Origin of the sequence: Paraburkholderia phenazinium (assembly GCF_900142845.1) — a bacterium.
Classification (GTDB): domain Bacteria; phylum Pseudomonadota; class Gammaproteobacteria; order Burkholderiales; family Burkholderiaceae; genus Paraburkholderia; species Paraburkholderia phenazinium_A.
On record NZ_FSRU01000001.1, the window covers coordinates 2715502 to 2729669 of the forward strand.

The window sequence follows — 14168 nt, forward strand, 5'->3', positions numbered from 1 at the left end:
GTTACCGCTGGTTTTTGGTCCGCTAGTCCCCGCCAGAAACGCCGTCGCATACCCCGTGGTTCGTGGCTAACTGCCTATGCAGCCACACCAGCAACCACAGGCTTGACCTTCTTCGGAGCATGCTTGCGTGCGTGCCACAGGTCATGCGCTGTCTGCAGCGCCAGCCAGAAATCCGCGTTGTTACCGTTCTCGACACCCAGCCACGCCTCCAGCCGCAAGGCCATCTCGGGCGATACGCCAATCCGCTCGTTCAGCAGACGGGAAAAAGTGGTGCGGGCGACGCCAAGCTGCGCCGCCGCCTCCGTGACACTGAGATGCAGCGAAGGCAGAATATCTTCGCGCAGGAGCGCACCAGGGTGCGCTGGATTAAACATCTTGGACATAACTCTATTATCAGATAAATGCATCAAGCGAATGGTTTCCCAACACGATCGAAGTTGGGCTTCATCAGTGGTAGTCCTGGTAGTCAACCAGGATCACGTCAATACCTTCAAACTCGAACGTCAGTCTCCAGTTTCCGCTGACCCATATCGACCAGCGACCCGTCTGGGTACCCGCCAGGGGATGGAGGTTCCATCCGAACCTCTTGATGTCGTCCGGGGTCTTCGCAATATCGAGCACCGTCAGCTGACGGTTGAGCTTCGCTGCGTGAGCTGCCTGGATACCTGCTTTTGACCCGGTCTCGTAAAACCTCTGTACACCCTTGTGCCTGAACGACTTGATCATGCCTACTTCTACCACCACGCTAAAAATTGTAGCATGTAGCACGACGTGCTACAAGATTTCCAGATCTGATGTCAGCCTATGGGACGACGGGTGTACAACAGGACTTGGGGGAAATTTTTAAGTTAGGCGGACGCAAACCGAGTGCTATCCGCCAACGGCAAACAGGGTCGGCCCACTGCTTTTCAGGTCAACCATGGCGAGGTCGCAGCCTCTGTTCCTGCCTGTCCATGTTCATGGATCGACAGGTAATTTGATCACATACTTGTTAGTAGTGCCATCTATAAATCGGACAGCAACAATACTTTACATCACACCTCCTCTAGCACCGATTCGCGCGCTGTCCGTTGAGTCAGGCATGGCAGCCTCCGCACAAACGGTACTCGTGATTTCAAGATGCATGCCGGAAAACGACTCCATACTCGCCCGTTTTAGAAACCGGAAAGCGTTATGGGGCCATTCAGCCAGGCCGACGAACATTTCGTCAAAGACGTTGTTGAGGCGCTCCTCGAACGACGAAGGATTAACTGCAACCGAAGTATTGGCAGGTCACCCGTCATTCCCCGCTGGGAAGATGACGTAAGCCCGACGCTCTTTCTCTCCTCCGCCGGGATCAAGCAGGCAACGGGACGCACCCCGTTGCGTGGGTCGGTTTATGGAAGTCTGGAAAAGAAACTCGCTGAGTTGTTAGAGTTCAACAAGCCGGATATGGCGGCTTGCCCCGAACCTGGACGCGACGAGTAGCAGATAGTCCTAAGCCCTTGTGCTCGAGCGCCGGAATGGTCATGCCCCTGATGTGATCGCCCGTCACGCGCTCCATGCCCGGATGACAGTCTCAACAACCAACCGGAGGCCGCGTGCCAACTGTTGCGCTGTTGAATTCGAACGGGACAGATTTTGCGGAACTGGCGCCTGACAAAACTAACTTGTCCACAGAAACTGTTCACAACGCTGTGGACAACCTAGCTGTACGCCTCCCAAGTCCCTGACGTAGAACGAAAATCATCGTGCGTCCCCACGCCGTGCAGCTTGCCCGACCAAAACTAACCCACAGCCGGAAAGAACCCAAGATATTCAAACGCCGCCTCACCCCCACCATCGACGCAATCGCCAAGCGCCCCCACCGACACGAGTGCATCCACCGTCGCCCGGCGGTTTGAAACAAAACGCCAGACAGGTGCCGCAGCAGACGGCGACCTCTCCTCAGCCAGTACATCGCCGGAACCCACCGCACTCACCTCCCGCAGCGCCGCCAGCAACGCCTCGCGCGACGGCGAATGCACAACGAATCCTTCATTCGCCAACGCAGCCACATCAATACCAAGCAACGCACACAGCCGCTGCTTGACTGGCACATCCGCCGCATCGGCGGCACGCGACCGCGCGATCAGATCCACGGTCGTCGCATCCACCAGTTGCCCGGCCCGCATCAGCGGCGCGAGCCCAGGGGTCCATGCCTCCGGCGGACAGCCCTTATTGGCAGGCTCCAGCTGGATAAACGGATTGATTTCGGCCGGATAGATACGGCAGACGAAAGGCCGCTCCTCGTAGATACGACAGCGCATGTCCGCTTGCAGATTCGGACACGCTCCGGCAAACGCCCCCGTCAGGATCACCACGATCCGAGTGGGCAAACTGCCGCTCATCGCCGCAAACGAACGGCGGCGTTTATGTGCCGCCTGCAGATTGTCCGCAGCGGGTTCCTCAGGCCAGGGCAAGGCCTCGCAGAGAATCTGCACCTCGTTACCACGACCAAGCCAGGCGAGTGCTTCTGCAACCGTCAACGGCAAACGCAGATCGTGGCAGCAATTGCCGCACATCGTGCAGCCAAAATCGATATCCATACTCATACTCAAGTCAGCCTTGCACCGCGCGACGCAGTGGATTGTCCAGCACCCAGCTTCGTGCCTGGCACCCCCGTCGGACACGCCCAACAGTTGTGCCGCGCACAAGCAGTCGGGATTAGTCGGTTCAAAGCGCCTGTTCTTACAGCTATGAGAACTTTTTTTACGGAGGTCGACCCACGGTCTCCTGCCGGCGGCAGGCCGGCCGCACTCTATCACGCGCCGGCATCGAGCGAGTAACGCCGGCAATGTTCGAGGTAGCCCGCCTCATGGCCGCTCACCAGCTCGACGATACTCTTCCAGAGCCACGGCGGCGCGTCGATCGTCTTGCTGCGGCTGCGCCGCAGCTCGCCGAGCCAGGCCTTGCGCTCGATATCGTCCATCTGGCGCGCATGCGCTTTGCCCACCACGAGCGCCAGGAAACGCGCCGCCTTCATCGCTTCGTCGCGCGTCAGTTGCTCGATGGTCAGCTTCATGTCTTGCGGCAGCAGTTCGCGAATCACCACCGACCGTTCGGCAAGCCGCGCCGCACGCATCCGGTCGCCGAGAAACGGCGCGAGATGACGCGCGCCCTCCACCACCCGCTGCGCGTTGTCGCGCGGCATGCGCACGCCCGCGTAGCGCGGCGCGGCCGCCTGCGCCGCTTCCTTGATGTCGATCAGGCACAGGTCGTCGCCGTCCAGCGCCGCACCGTCGACGTCGAGCAGCACTGCGTAGCGCAAGCGTCCCAGCGAGCTGCAGCCCTTCACCCAATACGCTGCATCGAGCACGGCGACCTTGGCCGCTTCGTCCTCCGAACGCAACTCGGTCGCGAGACGCGCCACCGTGCGCTTCTCGAACAGCGCGTCGATTTCCCTGCGTTCGCTTTTCGACAACGGCCAGAAGCGCTTGCCAAGCGGAATGTGCGGCTCGATATCCTCGATGCGTTCTTCGGCCAGGTGCTGCCAGGAGCGCCGCAAAGCCTCCTTCATGACGACGCGCACCGCTTCGGGCTTCTCGGCCTGAATGTCGGTGTGATCCGAGGTGTCGTCGAAGGCCCGTTCGTAGCCGTCCGCCAACGCCTCCATCATGCGAACCGTGGTGACGCCCGGCAGATCCGAGCCGCGCGCGGCGGTGGCAAGCGAAAGGCCCAACCGGATCAGATCGTGCGCTGGATTGCCGATCACCGTCTGATCCAGATCGCGAATCTGGATTTCCACGCGGCCTTGCGCATTCGCCATCGGCCCGATGTTGCCGGCATGGCAGTCGCCGCAGATCCATACCGCGGGCCCTTCCGGCAGCGTGTGACTCTCCATGCCGTCGAGCCATTCGTAAAACTTGGCGGTGTTGCCGCGCACATAAGCATGCGCCGAGCGCGCCATCCTGGCGTTGCGGCGCGCGGTCAGCAGATCCAGCCGCTCGCCCGGTTTGGGAAGTCCAGTACGACTGGCGTTTTTCTTCGGCATGGTGGAGAGGTCCAGAAGACTATCGTCTGATCGTTAGCCGACCACCATGCCACAGCCTGAAGCCACAAACAACCTGCCGCGCTCGCGCAGCTGCGCGTGTGCCTGTGGATTGGCCGTCCGGGAACGCAGATTGCTACCGGCAGGCTGTCATCGCCTCATGACCGTCCCGCTGGAGTGACCACCCTGTGCCACAAGACTCGCCTCTTCATCCGTGCAAACCCCCACCGCAACGCCTGGCGCGTTACCAGGCGGTGGTTGTGACCTACAATCATTTGCCGTCCCCGAGCGTTTGCCGTGGCTTGCCACGCACCTACCCCGCGCGTGTCTCTGCCCTGCCCGGCTTGTGCGTGACGCAAGACCGGCTGGCCCGAACGCGCTCATCGAAGTGACAACGGCGGAGCAAAACCATGCCATTCACGGCAGAAGACCATGGGTGCCCCGGCTGGAAAGGGGAAATGGCCGAACGCATCCGGGCGTTCGACTGGAGCGCGACCGAACTGGGCCCCATCGACAGATGGCAGCAAAGTCTGATTGCCGCCGTGCAATTCGTACTCGGTTCGCCCCTGCCTCTCGTGATGCTGTGGGGCAGCCAGGGGTACATGGTCTACAACGACGCCTATGCGGTGTTCGCCGGCGGCCGGCATCCCTACCTGCTGGGTAGTCCTGTCGAAATGGGCTGGCCGGAGGTTGCCTCGTTCAACCGGAACGTCATGGACACCTGTCTGGCCGGCGGCACGCTGTCGTACCGCGACAAGGAGCTCGTGCTGCTGCGCAACGGCCAGCCCGAAGACGTGTGGATGGATCTGCACTACAGCCCCGTGGCCGACGACAGCGGCGCACCGGCCGGCGTGATCGCCGTCGTCGTGGAAACGACCGGGCGCGTCCTCACGGAACGCTCGCGGCAACGCGCCGAGACCGCGCTGCGCGAAACCGACGAACGTCTGCAACTGGCGCTCAACACGGGCACCGTACTCGGCACCTGGGTGCTGGACGTCAGAGCCGACACGCTCACCGGCGACGAGCGCTTCGCCCGCACCTTCGGCGTTGCCGCCGGGCAGGCCGTGCGAGGCATCCCACGCAGCGCGACCGGCGCGGCGATTCATCCCGACGATCTCGGCGAGGCGCGTCGTCTCACGCGCGAGGCCACGCAGACCGGCAAGCCGTACCGGGCCGAATATCGCATCCGCCGTCCGGACGGCGAATACATCTGGGTGCAGGCAAACGGCCAATGCGAATTCGACGACCGCGGCGCGCCCTATCGCTTTCCGGGCGTGCTGATCGACATTCACGAACGCAAGATCGCCGAGCAGGCGCTGCGCCAACTCACGGAAACCCTCGAGCAACGCGTCACCGACGCTGTAGCGGCACGCGCGCTCGCCGAAGAGCAACTGCGCCAGGCGCAGAAGATGGAAGCGATCGGCAGCCTGACCGGCGGCGTCGCGCACGACTTCAACAACGTGCTGCAGGTGATCAACGGCAACCTGCAGATGCTCGCCGCCGATGCCGACGACCACCCCGCCACGCAGCGCAGAATCGCCGCGGCCAGCCAGGCCGTCAAACGCGGCGCACAACTCGCCGCCCACCTGCTCGCCTTCGCGCGGCGCCAGCCGCTCTCGCCCGCCGTGTTGAATCCGCGGCGGCTGCTCAGCGGCATGAGCGAGATGCTGCATCACGCACTGGGCGAAACCATCCGCGTCGAAACGGTGCTGGGCGCCGATCTCTGGAACGTCCTCGCCGATCGCAACCAGCTCGAAAACGCGTTGCTGAATCTGGCGATCAACGGCCGCGATGCCATGCGCGGCGAAGGCACGCTCACGGTTTGCGCCGAGAACCTCGTCGTCACCCGCCACGCCGATATCCCTGCTGGGGAGTACCTGGTATTTTCGATCGCCGATACCGGTGTCGGCATGCCGGCCGAAGTGCTGGAGCGAGCCGTCGAGCCGTTTTTCACCACCAAGCCCAACGGTCACGGCACGGGCCTCGGCCTGAGCATGGTGTTCGGCTTTGTCAAACAGAGCGGCGGTCATACGCTGATCGACAGTGTGGTTGGCGAGGGCACGATAGTGCGGCTTTATTTCCCGCGCAGCCACGAAGCGGAGACCAGCGAGTTCGCCGATCAGAGCGAGACGACGGTCGGCGGACGCGAGACGGTCCTCGTGGTCGAAGACGACGCGGAGGTTCGGCTGACCGCCGTCGAAATGCTGGCGCAGCTCGGCTACAAGGTGTTGACCGCAGCGGATGGCGACGCGGCGCTCGAGTTCATCGACAGCGACGTCCCCCTCGATCTGGTGTTCACCGACGTCGTCATGCCCGGCAGCGTCAAGAGCGTCGAGCTGGCGCGGCGTGCGGCATTGCGTTTGCCTGCGGTTCCGGTGCTCTTCACTTCCGGCTATACGCGCGATGAGATCTTCCATCACGGCAAGCTCGATCCCGGTGTCACGCTGCTGAGCAAGCCCTATCGTCGCGACGATCTCGCGCGCAAGGTACGTGGCGTGCTGAACGCGCATCGCGCTGCGCTGGCGGCGGCGCCGGCCAAGGTGCCCGCACGCGTGTTGCTGGTAGAGGACGACTCGCCGTCGCGCGAAGCCATGGGCGAACTGCTCGCGGCGTTCGGACTGCAATGCACTGCGGTGGCAAGCGCGGAGGAAGCGCTCGAACTGGCGCCCGCGCATCGTTACGATATCCTGCTGAGCGACGTCACCTTGCCGGGCCTGTCCGGCGACGCACTCGCGCGCGCACTGCGGCATGCGCAGCCGGATCTGCGTATTCTGCTGATGTCGGGCTATGGCGAGCAGGCGAATATCGGCGAGGCCATACCGGGCGTCCGACTGCTGCCCAAGCCGTTCGACATCGCGGCGCTGCGCCGCGAACTCGCGGACTGGGGCGGGCATATCGAACCCACCTAGCCGGCCCGGGGGCGCACTTGCGCTGCAAGATCAGAAGCGAACGACGGAGGCGACGATGAACATTCAGTGCGGCACCGCCGGATGGACCGACAAAACGCTGATCGCCTGCAAGCGTTTCTATCCGCGCGGCTGCAGCACCGCGGAAGCGCGACTGCGTTTCTATGCATCGCAGTTCCCGCTCGTCGAGGTCGACTCCGCCTACTACGCAATGCCGTCGGAGTCGAATGCCCAGCTATGGGCCGAGCGCACCCCCGACGGCTTTACGTTCAATTTCAAGTCGTTCCGGCTGTTCACGGGGCACCAGACTTCGCCTGATGTGTTGCCGAAGGACATCGTGATGGCATTGGGCAGTTCCCCTTCCACCACGCGCAAGAAAAACCTCTACTACCGCGATCTCCCCGTGGAAATCCGCGACGAGTTATGGCGGCGCTACCTCGAAGCGCTCGAGCCTTTGCGGCGCACGCAGCACCTCGGCGCCGTGCTGTTCCAGTTCGCACCGTGGATCACCCGCGCACCGGAGGATCTCGCCCATGTCGACGAATGCGCGGCGCGCATGACGGGCTATACGGTGGCCGTCGAGTTTCGCAATCAGTCCTGGCTCGACGAGCATCACGCGCCGTCGACCCTCGCGTTTCTGCGCGAGCGGCAACTGGTGCATGTGATCGTCGATGCACCGCCCGACGTGACGAACCGCGTTCATACCGTGTGGGAGGCGACGAATCCGCAACTCGCGATGGTGCGCCTGCATGGCCGCAACACCGCGTCATGGAACCCGGGCGCCGGCGCCTCGGCAGCGGACCGCTTCAACTACGACTACAGCGACGCCGAACTCGGCGAACTCGCGGGTTCGATTCGCGGCATCGCGACGCGCGCCGCGAAGACGCATGTGATCTTCAATAACTGCTTCGAGGATCAAGGACAGCGCAATGCGTTGAGCATGATGGGCATGCTGGGGGCGAGCCCCCACGCACCCGGCGACGCCCGGCCATGAGCTGCCGTTCGACGTGAACTCGTAGATCCCCGGCAATCGACTGACGCAGTAAGCGTGCGTTACATTTCTCGCAAACGTCGAAGTCAACGGGACGGGCGCGCCCCACGTTCCTGATATGCAGGCGTACATATCACTGGCGCTATCGAGAATTCACAGCCTGCCGACAACGCTCCAAAGGATATCCCACGTGTCCCGGTTTCACCGTATCGCATGCTCTCTACCGGTCTTGCTAGTTGCGGCATCGGCGTCAATTGCCTCGGCCGGGAATCTCAAGTCTGTTTCGCCCGTTTCGGGCATCAAGGTCATGACCGAACGCGAGCTCGTGAACACCCCTGTACCGATCGTGCAAAAAGGACGGCTGGTCATTTCCACCCGGTCAGGCGACTTTGAAATGCCCATTGCGGTATCGCGAGACTGGTCTCAGCCACAAGACGATGTTACCCGTGCGGTTGTCGTCATCCCTGGCTGGCCGCGCCGGGATCTTCGCTCGGGGGAACACGCTGCGGAAGTGGCGGGAGCAGCAGCGCGCGGAACGGTCATCGTCACGCCTCAATTCTTGACGGCGCGAGATGTCGCCGCGCACAACCTGACGGACAACATGCTCAGATGGGGTGAAGATGACTGGAAGGAAGGCAAGCCATCTCAGGACGCGGCAGCAATCAGCTCGTTTCAGATCGTCGATGAGATTTTCCGCCGGTTGGCGAATCGCACGATATTTCCAAACCTCACGACTATCGTGCTTGCCGGACATTCAGCCGGGGGACAATTTGTTCAGGACTACGCGGTTCTTGGCCGAGGAGAAGCGGGTCTTGGAGACGCCCCGATCCATGTCAGGTATGTTGTCGCCAATCCTGCGACATACCTTTATTTGACCGACGAGCGACCCGATTCCAACGGAGACTTCGCGCCTTTCAACGCAGCCTCGTGCCGCGCATTCAATCAATGGAATTACGGTCTGGAAGCTGGCATCCCAGCCTATCCACCGCGCCCGGATTCGATCAATGAATTGAAAGCGCGTTACCTGCGACGGGACATCATCTATCTCCTTGGGACCGCAGACAACGCCCCGGACGGAGACGGCCAGGACCGGTCATGCGCGGCCGAAGCGCAAGGTGCGACACGTTATGCCCGTGGCCGGGCCTTCGATGCCTACGTGCACATACTCGACCCGCACACGAACCAGCGCGTTTTCGATGCCCGTGGGATTGGGCATTCCAGCTACCGGATGTACTCGTCGGTCTGCGGGCTGGCCGCGTTGTTCGATAAGCCGGGTTGCGATTCGGCATCGGAATGACTGCTTGTGCAGACGGGCGTGTTGACTTTGGGTCGTTCCGGGACGGCGGCGTCAGGCAGCCGATGTTCGGCTGCGAGGTGTGAAGCGGTTCGGCGGCGATCTGCCACTGCCCACACCAAACCAGAAAACCCCAGATGGCGTTATTTAAGGGTTTTCTATAAAATAAGCCACTTCGAGGATTTCCAGTCAGCTACTTCGCCATGCGTCGAATTGGATTTTTCGTTTGTCACGGCCACGATGCGCTTGATCTTGCCGGGCCACTTTCGGCTTTTAATCAGGTGACCACAGCCGCTGGCCATACTCCATATGATCTTCATGTCATCTCGCAGCCCGGAGGGCCGGTTCCCGGCAATGCGGGCCTGCCGATCGAGACAAAGCCGATCGGCAGGCGCACGTTTGACACCGTCATATTCGTGGGCGGCGATATCGAACCGATGCAGACACCGGAGAACATCGCCGCTGCCAGGAAATTGATCTCCAGAGCCTCACGGGTGGCAAGCGTGTGTACAGGGGCGTTTTTGCTTGCGGAAACCGGCTTGCTGGACGGCCTGAGAGCAACGACGCACTGGCGGTACGCTGCGCAATTGCAGTCGCGCTTCCCTCGCACCAGGGTCGAGGGCGATAGTATCTACATAGCGGACGGTCGTATCTGGACGTCGGCTGGCATCGCCGCCGGAATAGACCTGGCGCTCGCCATGATCGAAAGAGATATGGGCGTGGACATTGCGCGCGCTGTCGCCAGGTATCTGGTCGTTCCGTATCGCCGGCCTGGAGGTCAGTCCCAATTCTCCGCTATGTCGCAAATGGAACCGGAGTCGGATCGTATTCGCATCGCTCTGAATTTTGCCAGAGAACATCTGGCTGAAGCGCTACCTGTCGAGCGACTCGCCGATGCCGCGAGACTCAGTCTGCGACAATTCGGGCGAGCGTTTCGCCGGGAAACGGGTGAAACGCCGGCTAAGGCGGTCGAGCGCTTACGGGTTGAAGCTGCGCGTCTGCGCCTGCAGGATGGCAGCGAACCGATCGAACAGATTGCTCTGGCTGTGGGATTCACCGATCCGGAGCGGATGCGGAGGGCTTTCGTCAAACTGCACGGACATCCGCCCCAATCGATCCGGCGCGAAAGCCGGCTAAGCAGTGGGCGCTGATCGATCGACGGCCGCTTGGCCCACCGCCTGGCCGGCGTCCGTCTGACCGCTCATTGACCCATAGGCGCTTCGGTACATGACGATCTATTTCGCCGGACGCTCAACCGCCGTCAGATTTTAAGGGCGCGTAATCATTCCAGATATCGCGATGCAACTTCCAGGCGCCGCCCTGCTTCAGGAAGATGAGGATCTGCTTACCGCGATATTTGAGCTTTCCACCATGATCGCGGATATCGGCATCCGAGACTTCAGTCACGATCCGATCGTTACCGTAGAACTCGTAATTGCTAAAGGATACGGTGTCAGGCTGCGATCCGGAATAACCTTTGGTGAAGTATTGGGCGATCGCGCCAGGTCCGGTAACCCGGTCGCCACCGGGCGGTAAAAGCGCACCATCTTCCGTATAGAGGCGACCTATCGCGTCATAATCACCTCGCGCGAAGGCTTCCGCCCATCGTGCGTTTTCGGCTTTGATTGCCGCTTCGGGCGGACGCTGAACGCCACTTGCAGTTGCAGGTGCCGCAAAAGCGAAAAGAGTAAGGCTGGCTGCAAGGGCAGCAGCACAAAGACGAGTCTGTCGCATTGAATGATTTCCGATCGTGGTTTGAACTGGAGCGTGCCGCACCGAATTCGGCGGGCGGGGCAGACAATGTCGGTGCGGCCTTCATCGAGGCCAACGGAGTGGCCTCGCGCACATTGCCTGCAAGCGTTTCAGCGAACGCCTGGCACTCGTGCGAGACCCTTGGATGCGCCCGGCAGTTCCTTGTCGACCATCGCAATGACTTCTGGCCGCGCATCTCTGGGATGACCGGAATGGTACGGCGGGGCAGGATCATATTCGATCACGAGTTGTGCGAATTCGGCGGCCTGTTGACCGCGCAGCTTCCCGGCAACGCGAAGCGCGAAGTCGATGCCCGCCGTAATGCCGCCGCCGCTCATGAACCGGCCGTTGTCGTCTTCTACGAAGCGATCCGGAACAGGAATGGCACCATATTCGGACAACTTATTGATGAAGGCCCAATGGCAGGCGCTTCGCTTACCCTTGAGAACGCCTGTCGCCGCGAGTACGAGTGATCCGTTGCAAACCGACGTCACATATTTGGCGCTGTCAGCCAGACGCCGGATCTGCGCCTGATACTCCGGCTGCATCGGCGCCGTCAAATCAGACCCGCCCGGAACCAGGATCAGGCCGGCCTTGTCGATATCGGCCAGTCGTTCCGTCTTGCCATACTCGACGCCATATTCGAGGGTCACGAAACCACCATTGAGGCTCGCATAGCGAATGTTCGTATTCGGTAGCTGGTGAAAGACCTCACTGGGGCCGGCAAAATCGAGAAGTGTTCCGCCGGGATATACCGCGATAACGATGTCGAGCGGATTGGCCGGGGAAAGCGTCCCCGCACTGGACGCCTGCGCGAGAGCGGGAGTGGCGCGGCCAAGCAGGGCTCCGCCTCCCAGGAGGGTGCCGAGCGTGGCGAGGCCTCCGAGCTTAAGCGCCTCGCGGCGGGAATAGCCCCCGCTGATCGGTCGCTCGCCGGAGCGATTATTTTCGCTATCGTTGGTCAAGATAAGTTCTCCTTGTGATTCGGCCCTCTCTGCACGCGCAGCCAGGTCGGGCCAGACTGAAGAACCACCACGTCGAAAAGCGTGGCGGCGGTGTGATTGGGATGTGGCTGAACCGGGACAATGTCGAGGCTTCCCGAACAGGAAGCCGAAGCCTCAAAGTTGCGAGGCACCGCCGTCGACGACAAGTTCGGTGCCAACGACGTAGGAGGATTCGTCGCTGGCGAGATACAGCGCCGCGTAAGCAATGTCCTCGGCCTGGCCCATGTAGCCCACCGGAATCGCTTGGGCGAACTCGGCCTTCCGGTCGCGAACCCACTCATCGGACATCCCCCACTTGGTGATCAGGGGCGTGTCCATCGCACCGGGCGCGATTGCGTTGAAGCGGATTTTTCGGTCGAGAAACTCGTAGGACCAACTGCGGGCCAGCGATCGTACGGCGGCCTTCGCCGCCGCTGTCAACGAGATGCCATGCTTGCCGGTCTGCGCGACGAACGATGTATTGAGAATGACAGAAGAGCCCTCGCGCAAGTCAGGCAGCACGGCCTGAAGCGTGACCACCACGCCCTTGACGTTGATGTCCATAATCTCGTGATAGAGATCTTCGTCGATGTCGTTAAGTGCGGACGGGAAAGCTCGACCCGCGTTGGCAAACACGACATCCAGACCGCCGAACTGCTCTTTCACCTCAGCGGCGATCCTCTGCATGTCCGCGGTCGAACGTACATCGCCCTTGAGAACCAGCGCGTTCTCCCCGAGCTCGGCCTTCACTCGCTCAAATGCGGCAACATCGCGACCCGTCACCGCTACCCGGGCGCCTTCTGCAATGAAGAGCCTGGCAGTCGCGAGACCGATGCCACTGGTGCCGCCCGTGATCAAAGCTGACTTGTTCTTAAGCCTCATCTTCTGTTCCTTTCTCTGCTTCGTGATTGATCAAGCCGAAAGTTCAACGCGCAGTCATGTTTGCGCGCGTGTCCCGGCCTGATTTCCTGGGCAAATTATGGAACCTGAAGCAAATGGCGCAAAGGTCTTATAACCCTCAAAAAACGTCACCCTATCTCAGGCTAATGGCCGAATTCAATTGCCTCGCAATCCGTCCGCGCCTAGAACGCGCTGGACCGTTGGCCTATCCCTGACACGTTCGTACCACGCTTGCAGGTGACGGTGCGAACTGAAGTCAATGTTCGCGTTGTATACGGACTTCATCCATGCGGCCCTACCCCAGCCCGTTAGTGCGAACAGATAGGCGTCGGCGATCGTGAACGTGTCGCCGAGGAGAAACCGCTTGCCGGCTAGCTGTTGATCAATCCACGCGTACCTGCTTTCAAGCTTTGGCCCGGCGGTATCGACCCACTTGCCCGCTGCCACGGCATAGAGCAGCGGGATAAAGCCTTTATGCACTTCAGAAGTCAGAAAATTGAGCCATTCGAGCAACCTGTAGCGTTCCATCGTGCCGTAAGCGGGTACCAATCCCAATTCAGGACGTTGATCGGCAAGATACTGCGCAATGACCGGTCCTTCATGCAGAAGCGTACCGTCGTCCAGTTGCAGGAGCGGTACGTAGCCCAGTTCGGAAAGGTCGTAATAACTGGTCTTGTCCTCCAGCAAATGCTTGCGGGCATCGACCTTGACGATTTCCACATTCAATCCGGTCTCCTGCAAGACGATGCAAATCGCTTGTGAACAACTACCGGGTGCGTGATATAGCTTCATGCATTTTTCCTTATGATCGAAAACGTATGCCGCCATTTTTATGGCGCAGAAACGAATATCTCCCAGCAAGGATAAAAAGAGAAGAAGGCAGAATTTTGTGATATAGGTACAAAAAATATACCCATGCGGAAAAGCCATGAAAAGAAGTGCGACAGGATGTTCCGTCGAAGAGGCAATGCGCTTGCTGGGTGGTCGCTGGCGTCTGCTGCTGGTGTCGTATCTGCTGGACGGGCCGAAGCGGTTTAACGATCTGCGCAGGGATGTTCCGGGAATATCGCAGCGCATGTTGACGCTTGACTTGCGAGCACTCGAACAGGTTGGTCTGGTCCAACGGACTGTGTTCGCTGAAGTGCCGGTAAGAGTCGAGTACCAGCTCACCGAGGATGGTCAGCGGCTAAGGCCTGTCGTCGAGGTGATGCGTGATTTTGGACTTTGGCTTAAGTCCCGCCCTGAGCTGGAACCTGAAAGCTCAGAGCTCGACGCTGTCGAGGACGCATAGGAATCAAGAACAGAGAAGAACGGCTTGTTCTTCACGGAAACG

General features: G+C 60.8%; 14 protein-coding genes. 6 read left to right on the forward strand and 8 right to left on the reverse strand.

The annotated features are described in order from the left end of the window. Positions 1-74 precede the first annotated feature (74 nt). Complete coding sequence (locus tag BUS12_RS11805; protein WP_074295864.1) at positions 75-383, reverse strand: HigA family addiction module antitoxin; 309 nt, start codon at positions 381-383, stop codon at positions 75-77. 64 nt (positions 384-447) lie between these two features. Continuing rightward, positions 448-726, reverse strand: coding sequence for a type II toxin-antitoxin system RelE/ParE family toxin (locus BUS12_RS11810; protein ID WP_074297395.1), 279 nt, complete (start codon positions 724-726; stop codon positions 448-450). 447 nt (positions 727-1173) lie between these two features. Here BUS12_RS11810 and BUS12_RS11815 point away from each other — a divergent pair, with 447 nt between their 5' ends. Beyond that, positions 1174-1467: a hypothetical protein gene (locus BUS12_RS11815; protein WP_074295865.1), complete on the forward strand. Its 294-nt coding sequence runs from the start codon at positions 1174-1176 to the stop codon at positions 1465-1467. A 299-nt stretch (positions 1468-1766) separates the two neighbouring features. On the opposite strand, the gene BUS12_RS11820 is transcribed toward BUS12_RS11815, so the two are convergent. Both BUS12_RS11820 and BUS12_RS11825 read right to left on the reverse strand, forming a co-directional pair. Continuing rightward, positions 1767-2567, reverse strand: coding sequence for a YkgJ family cysteine cluster protein (locus BUS12_RS11820; RefSeq protein ID WP_074295866.1), 801 nt, complete (start codon positions 2565-2567; stop codon positions 1767-1769). Between the two features lie 215 nt (positions 2568-2782). Then, positions 2783-4012 (reverse strand): DUF2252 domain-containing protein, encoded by a 1230-nt coding sequence (locus tag BUS12_RS11825; protein ID WP_074295867.1) that lies wholly within the window; start codon positions 4010-4012, stop codon positions 2783-2785. A gap of 407 nt (positions 4013-4419) precedes the next feature. Here BUS12_RS11825 and BUS12_RS11830 point away from each other — a divergent pair, with 407 nt between their 5' ends. The 4 genes from BUS12_RS11830 to BUS12_RS11845 all read left to right on the forward strand — a co-directional run bounded on the left by BUS12_RS11830 (position 4420) and on the right by BUS12_RS11845 (position 10351). Then, complete coding sequence (locus BUS12_RS11830) at positions 4420-6918, forward strand: hybrid sensor histidine kinase/response regulator (protein ID WP_074295868.1); 2499 nt, start codon at positions 4420-4422, stop codon at positions 6916-6918. Positions 6919-6973: 55 nt separating this feature from the next. Further along, complete coding sequence (locus tag BUS12_RS11835) at positions 6974-7909, forward strand: DUF72 domain-containing protein (protein WP_074295869.1); 936 nt, start codon at positions 6974-6976, stop codon at positions 7907-7909. A gap of 187 nt (positions 7910-8096) precedes the next feature. Continuing rightward, on the forward strand, positions 8097-9203 hold the full coding sequence (locus tag BUS12_RS11840; protein WP_143788307.1) for an alpha/beta hydrolase: 1107 nt from the start codon (positions 8097-8099) through the stop codon (positions 9201-9203). Between the two features lie 200 nt (positions 9204-9403). Then, positions 9404-10351, forward strand: coding sequence for a GlxA family transcriptional regulator (locus BUS12_RS11845; RefSeq protein WP_074295870.1), 948 nt, complete (start codon positions 9404-9406; stop codon positions 10349-10351). A gap of 100 nt (positions 10352-10451) precedes the next feature. Here BUS12_RS11845 and BUS12_RS11850 read toward each other — a convergent pair whose 3' ends face one another. The 4 genes from BUS12_RS11850 to BUS12_RS11865 form a co-directional block, all read right to left on the reverse strand. Then, positions 10452-10934, reverse strand: a complete 483-nt coding sequence (locus BUS12_RS11850) for a YybH family protein (RefSeq protein WP_074295871.1) — start codon at positions 10932-10934, stop codon at positions 10452-10454. 128 nt (positions 10935-11062) lie between these two features. Continuing rightward, the gene (locus BUS12_RS11855) at positions 11063-11917 is read right to left on the reverse strand and encodes a DJ-1/PfpI family protein (RefSeq protein ID WP_074295872.1); all 855 of its coding nucleotides are present in this window, start codon (positions 11915-11917) and stop codon (positions 11063-11065) included. A gap of 153 nt (positions 11918-12070) precedes the next feature. Beyond that, positions 12071-12817, reverse strand: a complete 747-nt coding sequence (locus BUS12_RS11860) for an SDR family oxidoreductase (protein WP_074295873.1) — start codon at positions 12815-12817, stop codon at positions 12071-12073. 174 nt (positions 12818-12991) lie between these two features. Continuing rightward, on the reverse strand, positions 12992-13627 hold the full coding sequence (locus tag BUS12_RS11865; RefSeq protein WP_074295874.1) for a glutathione S-transferase C-terminal domain-containing protein: 636 nt from the start codon (positions 13625-13627) through the stop codon (positions 12992-12994). A 136-nt stretch (positions 13628-13763) separates the two neighbouring features. Here BUS12_RS11865 and BUS12_RS11870 point away from each other — a divergent pair, with 136 nt between their 5' ends. Beyond that, positions 13764-14126, forward strand: coding sequence for a winged helix-turn-helix transcriptional regulator (locus tag BUS12_RS11870; RefSeq protein ID WP_074295875.1), 363 nt, complete (start codon positions 13764-13766; stop codon positions 14124-14126). Positions 14127-14168: the final 42 nt, after the last annotated feature.